The following is a 15,902-nucleotide window of genomic DNA, read 5'->3' as shown; positions in this document are numbered from 1 at the left end:
CCGGGGGTCTTCCACCCATGAGCAGAGCCGAACAGCCGTCCCGCAGAACCCTCCTGGCCGCCGCCGTCGCGGCCGCCGCGGTCGGCGGCACGGTCCCGGCGTTCACCGCCACCGCCACCGCCGCCGAACGGACCACCGGTCCGGCTCCGTCCCCCGCCGGTGCGGCCCCGCCCGCCGCTGCGGAGGCGGCCCGCCCGGTCGACTACCGCGCCTGGACCACGTACACCGACTGGCGCGCCGGCACCACCCGCGGCACCCGCGCGGTCGCCGGGACCCGTCCCGGCCTGGAGATCGCCGCCCCGGCGGGGACCACCGACTACACCGACCCGCACACCGGCACCACCGCCCGGTGGGAGTACGCCACCTGGACCGGCCCGGCCCACCGGCTCGCCGTGCCCGCCACCGAGGCGATCGCCTCCTGGAACGCGCACACCCCGGCCGGCACCTGGCTCCAGACGGAACTGCGCGGCACCTACTCCGACGGCACCAACACCCCCTGGTACGTGATGGGCCGCTGGGCGGCCGGCGACGAGGACATCAAGCGGACCTCCGTCGACGGCCAGAGCGACGGCCGCAGCTCCGTCTGGACGGACACCCTCGCCCTCGACGCCCCGGCCTCCGGCCTGCGCCTGGTCTCCTACCGGCTGCGGCTGACCCTCTACCGCAGGCCCGGCACCCGGCTCACCCCGACCGTCCGGCGGATCGGCGTCATGGGCTCCGACGTCCCCGACCGCTTCACCGTCCCCGCCTCGGCCCCCGGGCGCACCGGCACGGAACTGGCCGTCCCGCGCTACTCGCAGGAGATCCACACGGGGCAGTACCCGCAGTACGACAACGGCGGCGAGGCGTGGTGCAGCCCCACCTCGTCGCAGATGATCATCGAGTACTGGGGCGGCCGGCTCAGCCAGCAGCAACTGTCCTGGGTCGACCCGTCCTACCCCGACCCGCAGGTCTGCAACGCGGCCCGGTACACCTACGACTACCAGTACGCGGGCTGCGGCAACTGGCCGTTCAACGCGGCCTACGCGGCCACCTTCAAGGACCTCCAGGGCGTGGTCACCCGGCTCGCCTCGCTCACCGACCTGGAGACGCTGACCGCCGCGGGCATCCCGGCGATGACCTCGCAGTCGTTCCTCAAGACCGAGCTGACCGGCGCCGGGTACGGCACCTCCGGCCATCTGATGACGGTCATCGGCTTCACCGCCGACGGCGATGTGATCGCCAACGACCCGGCCGCGCCGGACGACACGGCGGTGCGGCGCGTCTACCGGCGCCGGGAGTTCGAGAACATCTGGCTCAGGACCAAGCGGTACAACGCCTCCGGGGCGGTCGTCTCGGGCACCGGCGGCGTCTGCTACCTGTACTTCCCGGCGCACCCCACCCCCCGCCAGACCGCGGCGCTCGCCGCGGTGGGTGTGCGCTGACGGACGGGCAGCTTGTGCGCAAGGCCCCGGGCGCCCGGGGCCTTGCGCATGTCCGGGCAGCTCACAGGCCCTGTGGCCAGGCCCTGTGACCAAGCTCTCCGCCGCGTCGGCCGCCGCCGGTGGCAAGGTGGACGCGGGACGGGAGGGGACGCGTCCGCGGGGGAGTCCGCACCGCACGCACGACCCTGCGAGAGACCATGAGCACCCATCCGGCCACCGTCCCCTCCGCCCGCCCGCGCACCGGCGGCCCCCAGGACGACGGCGACGGCCCCAAGGCCCTCGAACACGTCCTCGGCTGGACCCTCGTCGTCGTGATCGCCATGCTCGTCACCCAGCTCGGCCTGCTGTGACCCGACCCGGGCGAGGGACGGTTTCCGGCCCCCCGACGTAACGGTTCGACCTTTCTTGAAGTAAGCGGTCGTTAACCGGTGACTCCATGCCGCCGATCGGGCATACTCACAGCGCACAGCCGCTGGTCAGCCGTCCCCGAGACCCGGGAGTGCGAGCATTGGCCGGCCCGAGGATGACCGGCGGAGCCGCCCCACAAGGTGCCTGTCCGCCCGTGCCCGACAGGGAGGAGAGCGTCGCCATGCCCGACCGCGCCCCGCAGCCGGTGGACCGGCAACTGCCCACGGACGAGGCCCGGGACCTGATCTCGCTCGTCCGCGACATCGCGCAGCACGAGATCGCCCCGAAGGCGGCCGAGGAGGAGGACGCCGGACGCTTCCCGCGCGAGGTCTTCACCCTGCTGTCCCGCTCCGGACTGCTCGGCCTGCCCTACGACTCCGAGTGCGGCGGCGGCGACCAGCCCTACGAGGTCTACCTCCAGGTCCTGGAGGAGCTGGCCGCCGTCCGCCTCACCGTCGGGCTCGGGTTGAGCGTGCACAGCCTGGCCGCCTACGGGCTTGCCACCCACGGCACCAAGCAGCAGCAGGTCGAGCACCTGCCCGCGATGCTCGGCGGCGGCCTGCTCGGCGCGTACGCCCTCTCCGAGCCCGCCTCCGGCTCGGACGCCGCCTCGCTGCGCACCAAGGCGGTCCGGGACGGCGACGACTGGGTGATCACCGGCACCAAGTCCTGGATCACCCACGGCGGGATCGCCGACTTCTACACGGTCATGGCGCGCACCGGCGAGGACGGCCCGCGCGGCATCACCGCCTTCCTGGTGCCCGGTGACGCCGAAGGGCTGAGCGCCGCCGCCCCGGAGAAGAAGATGGGCCTCAAGGGCTCACCGACCGCACAGCTCCACCTCGACGGGGTGCGGGTCGGTGACGAGCGCCGGATCGGCGAGGAGGGCCAGGGCTTCGCCATCGCGCTGGCCGCGCTGGACTCCGGCCGCCTCGGCATCGCCGCCTGCGCGGTCGGCCTCGCCCAGGCGGCGCTCGACGAGGCGGTCGCCTACGCCACCGACCGGCGCCAGTTCGGCCGGCCGATCTCCGACTTCCAGGGCCTGCGCTTCATGCTCGCCGACATGGCGACCCAGATCGAGGCCGGCCGGTCGCTGTACCTGGCGGCGGCGCGGCTGCGCGACGCCGGCCGGCCGTTCGCCCGGGAGGCGGCCATGGCCAAGCTGTTCTGCACGGACGCGGCCATGAAGGTGACCACCGACGCCGTCCAGGTGCTCGGCGGGTACGGCTACACCGCCGACTTCCCGGTCGAGCGCTACCTGCGCGAGGCCAAGGTGCTGCAGATCGTCGAGGGCACCAACCAGATCCAGCGGATGGTCATCGCCCGGCACGTCGCGGGTCCCGAGACCCGCTGAACTGCCCGAGACCGAGGAAGGGCGCCGCCAGCCGGACCCACTCCGGGTCGTGGCGTCCCGGCAGGGTGCGGCCCCGGTCCGCCCAGGCCCGCACCAGCTCACGGTAGATCGGCGGGTCCGGGAGCTGCGGCGGCACGGGCGGGACCGAATCCGCGGGCGGCGGCATGAAGACGCGACGCCGCCGCCCGGCCGCCGGATGGAGGGTGGTCATACCGGGGCAACGCGGCTCCGGGCGGCCAGGTCACCGGTCGGCGGAATCGCGCGTGAGTCCAGCGGCGTCCCGCGCCGGACCCGGCCGCAGGTCACGGCCATCGGTCACCTCGGCCCCGCGTGGCGTCGGGCCGCTCGCGGCGCTGGGGGGCATGTCGAACCCGCACCACGGCGCCGTACGGCCATGGTGCAGGGAGTGCCGGAGGCGGTGTGGTCCGCGGGCGCTCAGGCGGCTTCGCGGCGCAGCGTCGGTACGCGCAGCGGGCGCGAACCCGGGCCGCCGACGTGCGAGAAGGGCTGCGTCCGCCAGTCGAGTCCCTGGGGGAGCGTCAGCAGCAGGGCGGTCTGCTGCTCCTGCGGCTCGACGGACTCGTCGGCGGGACGGGCCTCACAGGCCCTGCGGCCGGTGCCGGCGCAGACCGTGAGCCCGAACGGGTTCCACGGCGAGGCGCACAGCGCGTGCTCCGGCAGGATCTCCTCGTCCGCCAGCAGCGCGATGGGCTGCGCGCACTCCGGGCAGATCACCCGGTACATCTCGAAGGTGTCGAATTCGTCGGGCTCCTCGTCGAAGGCGTCGGGTTCGACGCCCTCCGGCTGCGATTCGACGGCGGGCTGCCTGCGCTTGGGCACAGAACGGCCAGGGCGCTTGAGACTCTGCATGGGATTCTCCCCCTAAAGGCTGGGCCGTGACGGCACTGCGGTCTCGACCACAGCAAGCACTTCCCGTCCGGTTCCCGAGGTAATCACGAGAACATCACGGAGGGCAGCTGCGGGGTGTGGTGTTCGTCACACCCCTGGCGCGGATGCCCGCCTCGACTGTTTTGTCCCCCTGGCGGGTCGACGGCCGCCGCCGGGTCCGCCGCGAAACGGGGCATGACCTGGGCTGCCGAGGTATCCGAGGAGATCAGGCGCACTGTAGGTTCTTGCGCCATGGAGGAGCTGGACCGACAGATCGTGCAGCTGCTCGTCAAGGACGGGCGGATGAGCTACACCGACCTGGGCAAGGCTACGGGCCTGTCCACGTCGGCCGTGCACCAGCGGGTGCGGCGGCTGGAGCAGCGTGGCGTCATCCGCGGGTACGCCGCGGTCGTCGACCCCGAGGCCGTGGGCCTGCCCATGACCGCCTTCATCTCCGTCAAACCCTTCGACCCCAGCGCCCCCGACGACATCGCGGAGCGCCTGGCGGGCGTCCCGGAGATCGAGGCGTGCCACAGCGTGGCGGGCGACGAGAACTACATCCTCAAGGTGCGCGTCGCCACGCCGCACGAACTGGAGGAACTGCTCGCCCGGGTACGGACGCTGGCAGGCGTGTCGACCCGGACCACGGTCGTCCTCTCGACACCGTACGAGGCCCGGCCGCCGCGCATCTGACCAGGACGGCGACCGCGGGCGGCCCCTGAACGGCCCGTCGGCGGCCGCGCGCCCCGCCCTGGCGGCCGCGGGGCCTCGGCCGTGATGTGCTCGGCTCCAGGCCGCCGTACGACCCACCCCCGGCCGCCGTACGACTCATCCTCGCCCGCCGTGCGCCGCACCCCCACCCGCCGTACGACCCACCCGGCCCCCTCGGACCGACCCGCCGTACGACCGCCCCCGCGCGCCGGGCCGCCCGGGCGAGGCGCGAGACTGGTGCCCATGAGTGAGCGCACCACCGAACCGCAGACCGTCCTGCTCCGCCGCGGCGAGGTCCACAGTCCCGCCGACCCGTTCGCCACCGCCATGGTCGTCGAGGCGGGCCATGTCGCGTGGGTCGGCTCGGAGGGGGCGGCCGACGCCTTCGCGTCCGGCGTCGACGAGGTCGTGGACCTGGACGGCGCCCTCGTCACCCCGGCGTTCACCGACGCCCATGTGCACACCACCGCCACCGGTCTCGCGCTCACCGGCCTCGACCTGTCCGACGCCCCGACCCTGGACGCGGCCCTGGCCCGGGTGCGGGAGTTCGCCGCCGCCCGCCCCGGCGACCGGGTGCTGCTCGGCCACGGCTGGGACGCGGCCCGCTGGCCCGGCGGCCGGCCTCCGACGCGTACGGAACTCGACGCGGCCACCGGCGGCCGCCCGCTCTACCTCAGCCGGATCGACGTCCACTCCGCGGTCGTCAGCACGGCCCTGCTCGATCTGGTCCCGGCCGTCCGGGGCCCGGTGGACGGCCCGCTGACCGCCGGTGACCACCACGCCGTGCGCGCCGCCGCGTTCGCGGCCGTGACCCCCGCCCAGCGCGCCGAGGCGCAGCGCGCCGCGCTGGCGCACGCCGCCTCCCTCGGGATCGGCTCGGTGCACGAGTGCGGCGGGCCGGACATCTCCTCCGAGGGCGACTTCACCGGCCTGCTGGAGCTGGCCGCCGCGCAGCCCGGCCCCCGGGTCGTCGGCTACTGGGCCGAGCAGGACGTGGACAAGGCGCGCAGGCTCGGCGCGCTCGGCGCCGCCGGCGACCTCTTCGTGGACGGCGCCATCGGCTCGCACACCGCCTGCCTGCACGCCCCGTACACCGACGCCGCCCACACCGGCACCGCCTACCTCGACGCGGACGCCGTCGCCGCCCACGTCATCGCCTGCACCGAGGCGGGCCTCCAGGCGGGCTTCCACGCCATCGGCGACGCCGCCGTCACCTCGGTGGTCGAGGGGATGCGCGCGGCCGCCGAGAAGGTCGGCCTCGCCCGCCTCCGGGCCGCCCGGCACCGTGTCGAACACGCCGAGATGCTCACCCCGGAGACGATCGCCGCCTTCGCCGAACTGGGCCTGACCGCCTCCGTGCAGCCGGCTTTCGACGCGCTGTGGGGCGGCGAGGAGGGCATGTACGCCGCCCGCCTGGGCGCCGAGCGGGCCCGCACCCTGAACCCGTTCGCGGCCCTGCTGCGCGCCGGCGTCCCGCTCGCCTTCGGCTCGGACAGCCCCGTCACCCCGCTTGATCCGTGGGGCGCCGTCCGGGCGGCGGCCTTCCACCGCACCCCCGGGCACCGCGTCTCCGTGCGCGCCGCGTTCACCGCGCACACCCGGGGCGGCTGGCGGGCGATCGGCCGCGACGACGCGGGCGTCCTGGTGCCCGGCGCGCCCGCGGACTACGCCGTCTGGCGCACCGGGGAACTGGTGGTGCAGGCCCCCGACGACCGTGTCGCGCGCTGGTCGACCGACCCGAGGTCGGGCACGCCCGGGCTGCCCGACCTCGCCCCCGGGCGCGAGCTGCCCCGCTGCCTGCGGACCGTGGTGGGCGGCCGGACGGTCTTCGTACGGCCGGGCGAGTGATCTGCCGGGGCGGCGTCGGCCCGATCACCGCACGCCGCTCCGTCGCGCGACCTGCGCATCCTCCGGCCCGGCCGGGCGGCGGCGGCCCTCCGGCCGGGCCGGCGGGCTGTTTGACAGCCGACGGCAGGAGGCCGGTAGGTTCTGCCGGGTCCACCACCGGACGCCTGACCGGGGAACTTCCGTACCCGCGGCGCGGCGCCGCTGGGTCAGGGACGGTGTGCCGCACCGGGTCACCGTCACTGGGAGCCAGGCCCAGCGTCCCGCGTGAGCGGGGGAACGTTCCGGACGGTCGGCAAGGTGTGACCCGGGTGGGGCCCGGTCGCTCAGTAGACAACGGCTTTCGGTCGATCCGCAGCCAGCGGGTCCCAGGTCGGCCCGAAGGGCACCGGGCCCCCATCCGCAGGTATCGGTGACCGAGGTCGCGGACGAGGGACCCTCGGGCGCCCGGATCGCGTCCTACGGTGCGGGGCGCGGAACACGGGTCCGGGGCACCGGCCCTGGGTACGAATCCGTAAGACTCCTGAAAAGAGCGTTCTTACCCCGCTCTTTCCGAAACGACACCACGGCACCCACGTGGTGTCACATCCCCGCAGGCCGCGGCCACTAAGGTGGTCCCCTGCGTACGGACATGAAGGGGCAGTAGTGAACCACGGCGACGGCACCCCGGCGGCTGGGTCCCAGGACAGGCGGTTCGGTCCGCTCGGCACGGCCTTGGTGATCATTCCGACCTACGACGAGGCGGAGAACATCAAGACGATCGTGGGCCGGGTGCGCAAGTCCGTCCCCGAGGCGCACGTCCTCGTGGCCGACGACAACAGCCCCGACGGCACCGGCAAGCTGGCCGACGAACTGGCCGGCGAGGACGGGCACGTCCACGTGCTGCACCGCAAGGGCAAGGAGGGCCTGGGCGCCGCCTACCTCGCGGGCTTCCGCTGGGGCCTGGAGCACGGCTACGGCGTGCTGGTCGAGATGGACGCCGACGGCTCGCACCAGCCCGAGGAACTGCCCCGGCTGCTGACCGCCCTCAAGGGTGCCGATCTGGTGCTCGGCTCCCGCTGGGTGCCCGGCGGGCGCGTGGTGAACTGGCCCAAGGGCCGCGAGATCATCTCCCGCGGCGGCAGCCTCTACTCGCGTCTCGCGCTGGACCTGCCGCTGCGGGACATCACCGGCGGCTACCGCGCCTTCCGCCGCGAGACGCTGGAGGGCCTGGGCCTGGAAGAGGTCGCCTCGCAGGGCTACTGCTTCCAGGTCGACCTGGCGCGCCGCGCGGTGAAGGCCGGCTACCACGTCGTCGAGGTCCCCATCACCTTCGTCGAGCGTGAACTCGGTGACTCCAAGATGAGCCGGGACATCCTGGTCGAGGCGCTGTGGCGGGTCACCGCCTGGGGCGTGGGGGAGCGGGTGACCAAGATCACCGGGCGTGGCGGCAAGCCCGAGTGACCGCTCTTATCCGGCACTGAGCAGGTCCCAGGCACACTGGGAGTATGACGACTGGCGCTCCGACCTCTCCGCACTCCACCCGGCCCCCGCGCTCCCGGCTGCGCAGGTTCCTGCCGCTGGGCGTCGCGGTCTGGCTGGTGCTGGAGATCTGGCTGCTGACCCTGGTCGCGGGCGCGGCGGGCGGGTTCACCGTGTTCCTGCTGCTGGTCGCCGGCTTCGTGCTCGGCGCCGTGGTGATCAAGCGAGCCGGCCGCCGCGCCTTCCAGAACCTCAACGAGGCGTTGCAGCGGGGCGGCGCCCCCTCGCAGGGCCGTGGCGGCAACGGCCTGATGATGCTGGCCGGTCTGCTCCTGATGATCCCCGGCATGCTCTCGGACGCGGCGGGCCTGCTCCTGCTGCTCCCGCCCGTCCAGCGGGCCGTCGGCGGGCTCACGCAGCGGACGGTCGACCGCAAGCTGCGCACGGCCGGTCCCGGCACGCTGGGCGACGCCTTCCAGCAGGTCCGCATGCACCGCCCGGACGGCAAGGTCGTCCAGGGCGAGGTGATCAGGGACGACGAGCGGGCCGACAGCTCCGGGGAGCAGCGCCCGCCGCTGACCCGGTGAGGGCGGCGAGAGACCGGAAAAAGCGGAAAGACCGGAAAAGGCGGAACGGGCGGGGCAAGTGATGATCACTTGCCCCGCCCGTCCCGCTTCTCGCGTACGGATATAACCGGCCCGAGCCGCGCAGGAACTACGCGCTCTTGCGGCTGTCCCGCGGATGAACGGCGATGTTCATCGCACCGGACCGCAGCACGGCGAGACGCTCCTCCAGGACCTCTTCGAGTTCCTCGCGGGTGCGCCGCTCCATCAGCATGTCCCAGTGCGTACGCGCCGGCTTGGCCTTCTTCTCCTCCGGACCGTCGCCATCCACCAGGAGTGCCTGGGCCCCGCAGACCTTGCACTCCCACTCCGGCGGGATCTCCGCCTCGACCGAGAAGGGCATCTCGAAACGATGCCCCTTCTCGCATGCGTACTCCACGGCCTGGCGCGGAGCCAGGTCGATACCGCGGTCGGTCTCGTAGCTGGTCACCACGAGGCGCGTGCCGCGAAGAGCTCGCTCACTCATGAATCGTGCCTCCCGGGCTTGTCGCCCACAGGACAGGTGTCGCTGTCGTCGTCATCCGGTCAACGTCCGGTCGGCGGTAAAGATTCCCGTTCCGATGTCCCGTTCCGGGTCAGGTGTCGCCGTCGTAGCCGCAGCCTTGTCAATCAGTGCAGTACCCACCGGCGCCCGGTTTGTCACATCTGAAAGGAGATGTCACCCAGCGTTTCGGCATCTTTGACGCGCAGTAACGGTACGCCTGGCAGGCCAAACGCGTACACTACAGCCCTTTCGCCTGGAGTGCTAAATCCGGTCGGGCACCGGATTGCCCGCGTCCCGGATCGCCCGTCCGACCGGGACCCGCGTGAGCAGGGCGAACCCGATCACGAAGAAGGCCACCAGCGAGATGATCGCATCCCGGTAGCTCCCGGTCAGCTGGAAGGTGATCCCGAACAGCAGCGGCCCCAGCCAGCTCATGCCCCGGTCGCTCATCTCGTACGCCGAGAAGTACTCGGCCTCCTTGCCGGGCGGCACCAGATGCGAGAAGAGCGACCGGGACAGCGCCTGGCTGCCGCCGAGGACCAGGCCGATCCCGGCGGCCAGCACGAAGAACCACCCGGGCGCCCCGGCCGGCAGGAAGTACCCGGCGGCCAGCGTGAGCGTCCAGGCGACCAGCGACCCGAGGATCGTGCGCTTGGCCCCGTGGCGACGGGCCAGCCGCCCCATGCCGAGCGCCCCCGCCACCGCCAGCAGCTGCACCATCAGCACCGCCGTGATCAGCGTCGACTGGCTCAGCCCCAGCTCCTCGGAGCCGTACACGGAGGCCTGGGAGATCACCGTCTGGATGCCGTCGTTGTAGACGAGGTAGGCGAGCAGGAAGGCCAGGGTGAGCGGCCTGGCCCGCATGTCCCGGACGGTGGCGGCCAGCTGCCGCCAGCCGTGCGCGGCCGCCGGCGGCGCGGCGGCCGTCCGCCGGTCGCGCAGCCGCCTGAGCGGTATGAGCGTGAACAGCCCCCACCACAGCCCCGCCGCGGCCAGGCAGACGCGCACCGCCGTCGCCTCCGACACGCCGAACGAGTCGTGCGCGGTGAACAGCACCAGATTCGCCACCAGCATCAGCGATCCGGCCGCGTAGCCGAAGGCCCAGCCGCGCGAGGAGACCGCGTCGCGCTCCTCGGGCGGGGCGATCTGCGGCAGATAGGAGTTGTAGAGGACCATCGAGACGGCCACCGACGCGTTGGCCACGACGAGCAGCGCGCCGCCCAGCAGGTAGCGGTGGCCGTCCAGGAAGAACAGGCCGGTGGTGGCGCCGGCCCCCACGTACGCGGCGACCGCGAGCAGCGGCTTCTTGCGGCCCGTGCGGTCGGCCGCCGCGCCCGCGACCGGCATCACCACGATCGCCAGGATCACCGACGCCGACACGCAGTACGCGAAGAAGGACCCGGCCCGCACCGGAACCCCGAGCGGGTGCACGTACCCGTCCGGGTCGGCCGCCGCCCGGGCCACCGAGGTGAGGTACGGCCCCAGGAACACGGTGAGCACACTGGTCGAGTAGACCGAGCACGCCCAGTCGTAGAAGTACCAGCCGCGCTGCTCGCGCCGCCGCTCGACGGGATCGTCGCCCGCCTGCACACGCACGGTGCCGGTGCCCACCCGTGCCCTCGCTTCCCCGCCTGGAGTGCCGCGCGAGCCCTCGGGACGGCGGCCGGGACTCAGGCCCAGACGCCCCGCTCCTCCAGGACCTTGCGCAACGTGTCGATGTGATCGGTCATGATGCCATCGACCCCGAGGTCCAGGAGCCGGTGCATCGGCTCCGGTTCGTTGATCGTCCACACGTGCACGTGCAGCCCGCGCGCGTGGGCGGCGCGGACGAAGGCGGGATCGGCCACCGGGACGCCCGACTGGGAGACCGGTACCTGCACGGCGACGGCCGACCGGCGCAGCACGGCCGGCACCCCCCAGGAGCGCAGCCGCAGACCCAGCACCCCGCGCGTGCCGTACGACGTCGCCAGGCGCGGTCCGGCCAGCCGCTGCGCCCGGGCCACCCGCGCCTCGGAGAACGACCCGACGCAGACCCGGTCCCAGGCACCCGTGCGCTCGATCAAATCCAGCAGCGGGCGCAGCGCGGGCTCCGCCTTCACGTCGACGTTCCAGCGGACGCCGGGGAAGGTCTCCAGCAGTTCCTCGAAGAGCGGCACGGGCTCCCGGCCGGCCACCCGCGCGCGGCGCACCTCCCGCCACGGCAGGTCGGCGATCCGGCCCGCGCCGTCGGTCACGCGGTCCAGGGTCGCGTCGTGGAAGGCGACCAGCCAGCCGTCGGCAGTGGCGTGTACATCGGTCTCGATGTACCGGTAGCCGAGATCGACGGCACGCCGGAACTGGGCCAGGGTGTTCTCCAGGCCGTCGGCGGCCCCGCCGCGATGCGCGAAGGGGAGGGGCCCCGGATGGTCGAGATACGGGTGGCGTACGCGCGTGCTCACGGACGCAGTATCACCCTTTCGGGTGTACCGGCGGCAACGGCCCGCCCGCTCCCGTCCGCCGTCGGCACGGCGAACACCCGCAGGAAGAACTGGGCCAGCGGGCCGATCGAGACGGCGTAGAGCACGGTCCCGATCCCGATGGTGCCGCCCAGCGCGAACCCGGTGGCCACGACCGCCAGCTCCACGACCGTGCGCGTCAGCCGGATCGAGCGGCCGGTGCGCCGGTGCAGTCCCGTCATCAGCCCGTCCCGGGGACCGGGACCGAAGCGGGCGGTGATGTACAGGCCGGTGGCCACGCCGTTGAGCCCGATGCCCACGACCAGCAGGGCGATGCGGACGCCGAGGCCGTGGGCGCCGGACATCAGGGCGAGGGCGCCGTCCATCGCGAGGCCGACGACGAAGACGTTGGAGACCGTGCCGAGGCCGGGGCGCTGGCGCAGCGGGACCCACAGCAGCAGCACCACCGCGCCCACGCCGATCGACACCACACCGATGGTCAGACCGGTCAGCTCGGCAAGCCCCTGGTGCAGCACGCCCCAGGGCTCCAGGCCGAGCCCCGACTCGACGAGGAGCGCGGAGCTGGCGCCGTACAGCACGAGCCCGGCGTAGAGCTGCAGAAGTCGCCGCCCGAGGCGGTCCGGTCTGGGCACGGTCGTCCCCCTGCTGGTGGAAGTGGCCTGGCCCGTGCCACCCTGTGGCAGGGGAAGGAAACTCCTCCATGGCCAATTCGAGGAAGGTGGACTGGTCGGCATGGCTCAGTGGACCTCGGCGGTGGGTGCCGCACAGCTCGCCCGGCTGCTCAGCTCCCAGGACCGCCCGGCGGGGCCCGGCGCGCGCCGACCGCCCGCCTACCGGGCGCTCGCCGACGGCATCCGGCTGCTGGTCCTGGAGGGCCGCGTCCCGGTGGCCGCCCGGCTGCCGGCCGAACGGGAACTGGCCCTGTCCCTGTCGGTCAGCCGCACCACGGTCGCCGCCGCCTACGAGGCGCTGCGCGCCGAAGGCTTCCTGGAGTCCCGGCGCGGCGCGGGCAGCTGGACCGCGGTACCGGCCGGCAACCCGCTGCCCGCGCGCGGGCTCGAACCCCTGCCGCCGGAGTCACTGGGCTCGATGATCGACCTGGGCACCGCCGCCCTCCAGGCGCCGGAACCCTGGCTCACCCGGGCCGTGCAGGGCGCCCTGGAGGAGCTGCCGCCCTACGCGCACACGCACGGCGACTACCCGGCCGGACTGCCCGCGCTGCGCTCGATGATCGCCGAGCGGTACACCGCGCGCGGGATCCCCACCATGCCCGAGCAGATCATGGTGACCACGGGTGCCATGGGCGCCATCGACGCCATCTGCCACCTCTTCGGCGGCCGGGGCGAGCGCATCGCCGTCGAGTCGCCGTCCTACGCCAACATCCTCCAGCTGATGCGGGAGGCGGGCGCCCGGCTGGTGCCGGTGGCGATGGCCGACGGGCTCGCCGGCTGGGACCTGGACCGCTGGCGCCAGGTGCTGCGGGAGGCCGCGCCCCGGATCGCCTACGTCGTCGCCGACTTCCACAACCCGACCGGCGCCCTCGCCGACGAGGACCAGCGCCGCCGCCTGGTGGAGGCGGCCCGCTCCGCCGGGACCGTCCTCGTCGTCGACGAGACGATGAGCGAGCTGCACCTGGACCCGGACGTGGAGATGCCGCGGCGGGTGTGCGGCTTCGACCCGGCGGGGTCCACGGTGATCACCGTGGGGTCCGCCAGCAAGGCGTTCTGGGCCGGGATGCGCATCGGCTGGGTGCGGGCCGCCCCGGACGTGATCCGCAGCCTGGTCGCCGCCCGCGCCTACGCCGACCTGGGCACCCCCGTCCTGGAACAGCTGGCCGTCAACTGGCTGTTCAGCACCGGAGGCTGGGAACAGGCCGTGCAGGTCCGCCGAGGCCAGGCCCGCGGCAACCGGGACGCCCTGGTCGCCGCGGTCCGCCGTGAGCTGCCCGACTGGGAGTTCGAGGTGCCGCGCGGCGGCCTGACCCTGTGGGTGCGCACCGGCGGGCTGTCCGGCTCCCGGCTGGCCGAGGCCGGCGAGCGGGTCGGCGTCCGCGTGCCGTCCGGGCCGCGGTTCGGTGTCGACGGCGCGTTCGAGGGGTACGTCCGGCTGCCGTTCACCGTGCAGGGGGCGGTGGCGGAGGAGGCGGCGGCCCGGCTCGCGGCGGCGGCCCGGCTGGTGGAGACGGGCGCGACGCAGGGCGGGGAGTCGCCGCGCACGTTCGTGGCGTGATCAGGGCCTGATCAGGGCGTGGCCGGGGCGCGGTCCTGGCGGTCGCCGGGGCGCGGGTGGTGCGTGCCTGGTGTGCGGGCGGGGGGCTCAGGAGGGCTCGGCCACGGCGGCCTGCGGGGCCACCGGTTTCTGCTCCGGCGCGGTTCCGGCGGTCGCCGGGGCGCTCTTGTCCAGGACGGCGGGTTCCTTCTCCAGGAGCGCCGGTTCCTTCCTCATGACGACCAAGTCGTTGACCACTGCCGCGTTGAGCACCGGCTCGTCGACCACCGCTTCCTTGGCGGCGGCCGCCTCGACCACCGCTTCCTTGGCCGCGGCCGCCTCGACCCCCGGTTGGTCGACCCCCGGTTGGTCGACCGCCTGCTCGTCGATCGTCCGCTCGTCGAGCGGCGGTACCTCGGCCACCGGGTCGTCCGCGGTGACCGGCTCGCCGTCCTCCGGGACCGTCTCCCCGTCCGCCGGGGTCGTGTTCGGCGGCAGCAGATCCCGCACCGCCTTGCGCAGTGTCTCGTTCACGGTGTCGTCGTACGGGTCGGGCGTCGCCGGGACCTGCAGCCGGTGCACGGTGCCGGTGCCCAGGCGCGCGTACCCGCGCCCGGGCGGGACGAGGGCGAGCGGCGTGGTGTGCGGCGGCGCCCCGAGCACCGCCTTGACCTGCTCCGCCGTGGCGGGTCCGAGGACCACGCGCGCGCGGGTGTGCTGCCGCAGCGCGTCGCCCAGCACCTCCGCGCTGTCGAACTGCTCGGCGACGACGACCGTGACGTTGACCGCGCGGCCGTGCCGCAGCGGCACCTGGAGCAGGGCCTGCGGGTCCTTGCGCCCGCCCGCGGCGGCCAGATGGGTGAAGGCGGCGGGCCGGTCGACCAGCAGCCACAGCGGGCGCCTGGTGTCGTCGGGCGGCGGGTGGCCCGCCTGCCGGGCGCGGTTGACCGCGATCAGCCGGCGCTCGGTCTCGGTGGCCGCCCACTCCAGGCTCGCCAGCACCCCGGTCAGCCCGCACTCGACGGCGAGGACGCCGTCCCGGCCGGTCAGGCAGGCGTACTCGCCGGTGCCGCCGCCGTCGACGACGACCACGTCGCCGTGCTGGAGCGCCTGAAGCGCGAGCGAGCGCAGCAGGGTGGAGGTGCCGCTGCCCGGCTGGCCCATCGCCAGCAGGTGCGGCTCGGTGGAGCGCAGCCCGGTGCGCCAGACGACCGGCGGCACGTCGCGCTGCTCCTCGCCGTAGCCGAGCGGCAGCGTGCGCTGGACCTCGCTCGGGTCGGTGAAGCCGAGCACGGTCTCGCCCGGTGCGGTGACGAACCGCTGGGCGGCGATGCCGGTGGGCAGCGGGTCCAGCGCGGTGACCGCCAGCTCGTTGCCCTCCTCGTCCCAGGTGAACAGGTACTCGCGGCCGCGGCCGGACTTGGCGGTCAGCAGGTGCTCGATCCGCGCGCGGGCCTCGGGCTCGCCGTCGGTGAAGTACGCCGGGTAGCGGATCAGCAGGTGGGTCAGGCGGCCGGAGTCGTCGAACTCGTGGCCGGGGAACGCCTTCTGCCAGTCGCCGCCGTGCGCGTACAGCGGCACCGGGTCCTCGGCGACCGAGAAGTACGGGACCAGGGCCTCGTAGAGGGCCGTCAGGCGCTGGATGCGCGGCTCCTCGGAGTCGTCGGCGGCGGGCGGGGTGCGGTCCCGGCCGTGCCAGGCCGCGGCCGCGGTCAGCGACACGGCGGCGAGCAGCGGGCCGTACGGGACCAGGGCCAGGACCAGGATCACCGCCGCCACCATGAACAGCAGCGGGCCGCGCCGGTCCTTGGGGGTCTGCGCCCATCTGCGCCGCCCGGCCGAGGCCAGCCGGCGCAGACCACGGGCGATGGTGATCAGCGGATGGAGGATGTCCGTGGCACCGTCCGCCGCCGACCGGGCCAGCTCCCGGCTCCGGGCGAGCTGCGCGCTGCCTGTGCTCAGAATGCGGGGGAGGGGGCGCCGGGCCACTGCTGCCTCCGGTGAGTGCGCGAGGGCGGTCGGACACGCCCCCTGGACGGA

Annotated in this window: 14 protein-coding genes; 8 read left to right on the top strand and 6 right to left on the bottom strand. The window is 74.0% G+C overall.

What is annotated here, in order from left to right:
• The first annotated feature begins 17 nt into the window (after positions 1-17).
• From ABZ858_RS25460 to ABZ858_RS25450, 3 genes are all read left to right on the top strand, one after another.
• The gene (locus ABZ858_RS25460; RefSeq protein WP_361382922.1) at positions 18-1,424 is read left to right on the top strand and encodes a peptidase C39 family protein; all 1,407 of its coding nucleotides are present in this window, start codon (positions 18-20) and stop codon (positions 1,422-1,424) included.
• Between the two features lie 197 nt (positions 1,425-1,621).
• Positions 1,622-1,774, top strand: a complete 153-nt coding sequence (locus ABZ858_RS25455; protein ID WP_361382919.1) for an SCO1431 family membrane protein — start codon at positions 1,622-1,624, stop codon at positions 1,772-1,774.
• A 239-nt stretch (positions 1,775-2,013) separates the two neighbouring features.
• Positions 2,014-3,186, top strand: a complete 1,173-nt coding sequence (locus ABZ858_RS25450) for an acyl-CoA dehydrogenase family protein (RefSeq protein ID WP_361383299.1) — start codon at positions 2,014-2,016, stop codon at positions 3,184-3,186.
• Positions 3,187-3,621: 435 nt separating this feature from the next.
• On the opposite strand, the gene ABZ858_RS25445 is transcribed toward ABZ858_RS25450, so the two are convergent.
• Positions 3,622-4,056, bottom strand: coding sequence for a hypothetical protein (locus ABZ858_RS25445; RefSeq protein WP_361382917.1), 435 nt, complete (start codon positions 4,054-4,056; stop codon positions 3,622-3,624).
• A gap of 270 nt (positions 4,057-4,326) precedes the next feature.
• On the opposite strand from ABZ858_RS25445, the gene ABZ858_RS25440 reads away from it, so the two are divergent.
• The 4 genes from ABZ858_RS25440 (at position 4,327) to fxsA (ending at position 8,678) form a co-directional block, all read left to right on the top strand.
• A complete protein-coding gene (locus ABZ858_RS25440) occupies positions 4,327-4,767 on the top strand; it encodes an Lrp/AsnC family transcriptional regulator (RefSeq protein WP_184597107.1) in 441 nt (146 codons plus the stop codon).
• Between the two features lie 261 nt (positions 4,768-5,028).
• Positions 5,029-6,633 carry an amidohydrolase gene (locus ABZ858_RS25435; RefSeq protein ID WP_361382915.1) on the top strand — a complete coding sequence of 535 codons (1,605 nt, stop codon included), beginning with the start codon at positions 5,029-5,031 and terminating at the stop codon, positions 6,631-6,633.
• Positions 6,634-7,275: 642 nt separating this feature from the next.
• Positions 7,276-8,073 (top strand): polyprenol monophosphomannose synthase, encoded by a 798-nt coding sequence (locus tag ABZ858_RS25430; protein WP_361382911.1) that lies wholly within the window; start codon positions 7,276-7,278, stop codon positions 8,071-8,073.
• 44 nt (positions 8,074-8,117) lie between these two features.
• Positions 8,118-8,678 (top strand): FxsA family membrane protein, encoded by a 561-nt coding sequence (gene fxsA, locus ABZ858_RS25425; RefSeq protein WP_361382908.1) that lies wholly within the window; start codon positions 8,118-8,120, stop codon positions 8,676-8,678.
• A gap of 127 nt (positions 8,679-8,805) precedes the next feature.
• Here the strand turns inward: fxsA and ABZ858_RS25420 are convergent, their stop codons facing one another.
• The 4 genes from ABZ858_RS25420 to ABZ858_RS25405 form a co-directional block, all read right to left on the bottom strand.
• Positions 8,806-9,180, bottom strand: coding sequence for an RNA polymerase-binding protein RbpA (locus ABZ858_RS25420; protein WP_003977404.1), 375 nt, complete (start codon positions 9,178-9,180; stop codon positions 8,806-8,808).
• Between the two features lie 279 nt (positions 9,181-9,459).
• Entirely contained in the window at positions 9,460-10,809 is a 1,350-nt protein-coding gene (locus tag ABZ858_RS25415; RefSeq protein ID WP_361382905.1) for an MFS transporter, read from the bottom strand.
• Between the two features lie 59 nt (positions 10,810-10,868).
• Positions 10,869-11,636 (bottom strand): glycerophosphodiester phosphodiesterase, encoded by a 768-nt coding sequence (locus ABZ858_RS25410; protein ID WP_361382903.1) that lies wholly within the window; start codon positions 11,634-11,636, stop codon positions 10,869-10,871.
• Entirely contained in the window at positions 11,633-12,286 is a 654-nt protein-coding gene (locus ABZ858_RS25405; RefSeq protein ID WP_361382900.1) for a hypothetical protein, read from the bottom strand. Before ABZ858_RS25405 ends, ABZ858_RS25410 begins: the two co-directional genes overlap by 4 nt.
• 100 nt (positions 12,287-12,386) lie before the next feature.
• Between ABZ858_RS25405 and ABZ858_RS25400 the strand changes: the two genes are divergently transcribed.
• A complete protein-coding gene (locus ABZ858_RS25400; protein WP_361382897.1) occupies positions 12,387-13,883 on the top strand; it encodes a PLP-dependent aminotransferase family protein in 1,497 nt (498 codons plus the stop codon).
• Positions 13,884-13,970: 87 nt separating this feature from the next.
• Here ABZ858_RS25400 and ABZ858_RS25395 read toward each other — a convergent pair whose 3' ends face one another.
• Complete coding sequence (locus ABZ858_RS25395) at positions 13,971-15,851, bottom strand: hypothetical protein (RefSeq protein ID WP_361382894.1); 1,881 nt, start codon at positions 15,849-15,851, stop codon at positions 13,971-13,973.
• Positions 15,852-15,902: the final 51 nt, after the last annotated feature.

This window comes from Streptomyces sp. NPDC047017 (genome assembly GCF_040644175.1).
Taxonomy (GTDB): Bacteria; Actinomycetota; Actinomycetes; order Streptomycetales; family Streptomycetaceae; genus Streptomyces.
This window is presented reverse-complemented; position numbering and strand designations above follow the sequence as displayed.

Bases quoted from the DNA above. Each gene is read 5' to 3' on its own strand.
- ABZ858_RS25455 (WP_361382919.1), top strand. From the start codon at position 1,622: ATGAGCACCCATCCGGCCACCGTCCCCTCCGCCCGCCCGCGCACCGGC.
- ABZ858_RS25450 (WP_361383299.1), top strand. From the start codon at position 2,014: ATGCCCGACCGCGCCCCGCAGCCGGTGGACCGGCAACTGCCCACGGAC.
- ABZ858_RS25460 (WP_361382922.1), top strand. From the start codon at position 18: ATGAGCAGAGCCGAACAGCCGTCCCGCAGAACCCTCCTGGCCGCCGCC.
- ABZ858_RS25420 (WP_003977404.1), bottom strand. From the start codon at position 9,180: ATGAGTGAGCGAGCTCTTCGCGGCACGCGCCTCGTGGTGACCAGCTAC.
- ABZ858_RS25435 (WP_361382915.1), top strand. From the start codon at position 5,029: ATGAGTGAGCGCACCACCGAACCGCAGACCGTCCTGCTCCGCCGCGGC.
- ABZ858_RS25445 (WP_361382917.1), bottom strand. From the start codon at position 4,056: ATGCAGAGTCTCAAGCGCCCTGGCCGTTCTGTGCCCAAGCGCAGGCAG.
- fxsA (WP_361382908.1), top strand. From the start codon at position 8,118: ATGACGACTGGCGCTCCGACCTCTCCGCACTCCACCCGGCCCCCGCGC.
- ABZ858_RS25440 (WP_184597107.1), top strand. From the start codon at position 4,327: ATGGAGGAGCTGGACCGACAGATCGTGCAGCTGCTCGTCAAGGACGGG.
- ABZ858_RS25400 (WP_361382897.1), top strand. From the start codon at position 12,387: ATGGCTCAGTGGACCTCGGCGGTGGGTGCCGCACAGCTCGCCCGGCTG.